Genomic DNA, 2,842 nt, shown 5'->3' with positions numbered 1-2,842 from the left:
ATTTCAGTTGGTGGTAGTGTGGTGCTCGGGGTTACAGTCAGCATTGTGAGTTTGGGGTTGTTCACCTGCTGTCTCGGTGGGGCGGCCAAGCCGCTTTATGTTCAGTTTTCATATAACAAACTGTGCAAGTTGACCCTTTACACGTGGCATTTTYAGTATGAATTAGCTTTGTGGTTACGGTGTAATGTTTGGGCTTCGGGGCGGGCAACTTCACAAGGGCGTTATGGCTTTATCTCTACCTTCATCAAAGTCATCCAGTTTTTCGATGGTTGTTGGTCATCAGTTATACGGTGAAATGCCGCTAAAATCGTTCGTGGATTATTGCGGTTTGCAGTTCAGCACTCATCAAATTCATTGCCAATTATGGTTAAATGTAGCGAGTTCTTTAGTCGCAACGGCAGGGTATTTTGTTGTGGTTGTTTTATCGAACGTTGCGGTTATCGACTTGGTAGCCATAAGTTAGCTTTTATTCGCTGGCTATATTTGTTCAAATTTCGCTAGCCGCAATTTGTCATCATATGTTGTTGGTTTCTACGCTGGCTGCGGTTCAAGGTTGGGTGGTCATAAGGTTCTTTTTGAACGTCAGCATTGTTGTTTTCAGGTTTGCGTGCCGCAACAATAGTTAGGTGTCGGATGGTGATGAGCTTATCGTTTACTAAGTTGTTGTATCCATGGCCGTTCACTTTTAGTTCTATCTGGTGCTTCGCCAAAATTGAGTCAGTATTGTGTTGTTATTGAAGTGAAAGTTGCTGGCTAATCCTAAGGGTTTAGCCATAACAAAACGCTCAAGCAGACACATTACACACGGCATTTTTGGTATGGAGAGCGGTGGGTTTGGCAGGTTAAGTGGGTGTGCTGCTTAGCTCAGCGTTATATCCCGATAAAAGGAATACGAAATAAATGTCTGAAAAGTTCATGCTTAGAGCATTAGAAATATCAAAGCAAGCATTGCCTAAGTGTATTCCTAACCCTCCAATTGGTTGCGTATTGGTTAAAGATGACTCAATCGTTTCAGAGGGGTTTACACAGGCTATAGGTGGTAATCTGCTGAAGTTCAAGCTCTCAAGGCGTATTCAGGTTCAATGGATGGTGTAACAGYATATGTAACACTAGAGCCTTGCTCGTTTGTTGGRCGAACACCTGCTTGTGCAAGTATATTGGTAAGCTCTGGCATTAAGCGTGTGGTGGTCTCTATTCTCGACCCTGATCCACGTAATAGTGGTCGAGGAATCGAAATCTTAAAGCAGGCTGGTATTAGTGTTGAAATCGGCCTTTGTCGCGAGCAAGTCAGTAGTATTCTAGCTCCATACTTAGGTAAGTCGTAAGGTATATAACAAGCTGTGTAAGTTGACCCTTAACACGTGGCATTTTCAGTATGAATTGGCTTTTGTGATTACGGTGTAATGCTTGAGTTTAGGGGCGGGCACCTTCACAAGGGCGTTATAAGGCTAAACAAAATGAAATTCGTACCAGTTCAAAACGGTGAGTTTTTTGAGGTTTTTGCTGTTGTTAAGCAAGGGCTTTTTGAGCACATTGACAGTGTTTTTGGCTGGGAGGATGACTTCCAACGTCAACGCTTAGAAAGTGAATATAGACTTAAGTGGTTTCATTGGATATTTTCGAATGACGTAAGAGTCGGTCTTGTCTGTTTTAGGCCTTACGATGACGCCTATCACATACATCTACTGTTAGTGTTTCCTGAATACCGTCAACAAAGGTATGGTAAGACGGCAATGGTTAAAGTGCACAATCAAGCGTTGGATGAGAAGTGTAAACGCATAACATTATCAAGCTTTTCAAGAAATACAGTGGTACTTAGCTTTTATGAGCGGTTAGGTTATGAAGTGGTGGAAAATGAAGAGGACTTTGTTTCTTTGTCCCTTAACCTCGCCTTATAACAAACTGTGTAAGTTGACCCTTAACACGCGGAATTTTTAGTCTGAATTAGCTTTGTGATTACGGTGTACTATTTGGGTTAGGGGCGGGCAACTTCACAAGGGCGTTATGTGCTAGTGCAGTCACTTGTTGTTCAAGAGCCAATATATAATAGGAAGTATTGTGTTAGATAAAGTAATCGAAATTAATGAGCTGTTGAATAAACAGAGATACTACACATTAAAAGAGGCTAAAGACGAAATATCAAGTAAAGCAGCAGGCTTTTACTGGATTTACACAAAATTGCCAATTGAGCGTTTTCTTGAAGCACCTACACCTACAAACTCGGTTCATATTGATTTATCTCTAATAAGCCGTCTTCATAAAGATTTAGAGTGGATTATCAAGCAAGGCAAAGAAGATTATTGGTGTATTTATAATGGGAAAGGTACTGAACTAAAAAAACGTATGTCTGCTGGTTTTACGAATACTCCCGGTGGAACAGGAAAATTAGCGTTAACTCGTTGTTTTGAAGAAAACGATTTTAGAGTTAAGTTCATTGTGTGTGATAGCAAAAATACTATATATGGCATAGATAGCGAATTTTCAGATTTAAAACTAGATTTAGAGCGCACATGGCGACTTAACTTCGGTTGGCCAATGCTATGTCGCACATAACACATATGAGCCTTCGGACGTCAAGCGGTAAAGCGGATCCTATCGGCCGCGTTAGCGGTCGACTGAAAGTCGATTAACAAGCGCGTTCTCTTCGTTAGTCAGAGTAGCCGTTCAAGTCATGCTTGCGGCAAACACATATTGAGGATCTCTTACGCAGTCTCAACTGCTGCCTGTTTAGTTGCCTTCCATTGCGGTGAAACAGGGTCGCTAGACATTTATCGGTTAACCCACAGTTGGCGCTATTCAAAGAGTGATGGTTACGAAATTCGTACCAGTTAGTTTCAGGCTC

At 41.7% G+C, this 2,842-nt stretch carries 3 protein-coding genes and 1 pseudogene; all 4 read left to right on the top strand.

Going from position 1 to position 2,842, the window contains the following annotated elements; genetic code table 11:
* The first annotated feature begins 223 nt into the window (after window positions 1–223).
* Window positions 224–463 (top strand): hypothetical protein, encoded by a 240-nt coding sequence (locus L4D78_RS28120; protein ID WP_428460778.1) that lies wholly within the window; start codon window positions 224–226, stop codon window positions 461–463.
* 437 nt (window positions 464–900) lie between these two features.
* Window positions 901–1,325: pseudogene (locus L4D78_RS28115) on the top strand (bifunctional diaminohydroxyphosphoribosylaminopyrimidine deaminase/5-amino-6-(5-phosphoribosylamino)uracil reductase RibD).
* Window positions 1,326–1,457: 132 nt separating this feature from the next.
* Window positions 1,458–1,898 carry a GNAT family N-acetyltransferase gene (locus tag L4D78_RS28110; RefSeq protein ID WP_428469977.1) on the top strand — a complete coding sequence of 147 codons (441 nt, stop codon included), beginning with the start codon at window positions 1,458–1,460 and terminating at the stop codon, window positions 1,896–1,898.
* Between the two features lie 160 nt (window positions 1,899–2,058).
* A complete protein-coding gene (locus tag L4D78_RS28105) occupies window positions 2,059–2,553 on the top strand; it encodes a hypothetical protein (RefSeq protein WP_428469976.1) in 495 nt (164 codons plus the stop codon).
* The last annotated feature ends 289 nt before the right edge of the window (window positions 2,554–2,842 follow it).

Origin of the sequence: Photobacterium minamisatsumaniensis, assembly GCF_050336695.1 — a bacterium.
GTDB classification, from domain to species: domain Bacteria; phylum Pseudomonadota; class Gammaproteobacteria; order Enterobacterales; family Vibrionaceae; genus Photobacterium; species Photobacterium minamisatsumaniensis.
This window is presented reverse-complemented; position numbering and strand designations above follow the sequence as displayed.

What these genes read in the sequence shown, in the direction of transcription:
- L4D78_RS28120 (WP_428460778.1), top strand. Translation starts at nt 224, where the DNA reads ATGGCTTTATCTCTACCTTCATCAAAGTCATCCAGTTTTTCGATGGTT.
- L4D78_RS28110 (WP_428469977.1), top strand. Translation starts at nt 1,458, where the DNA reads ATGAAATTCGTACCAGTTCAAAACGGTGAGTTTTTTGAGGTTTTTGCT.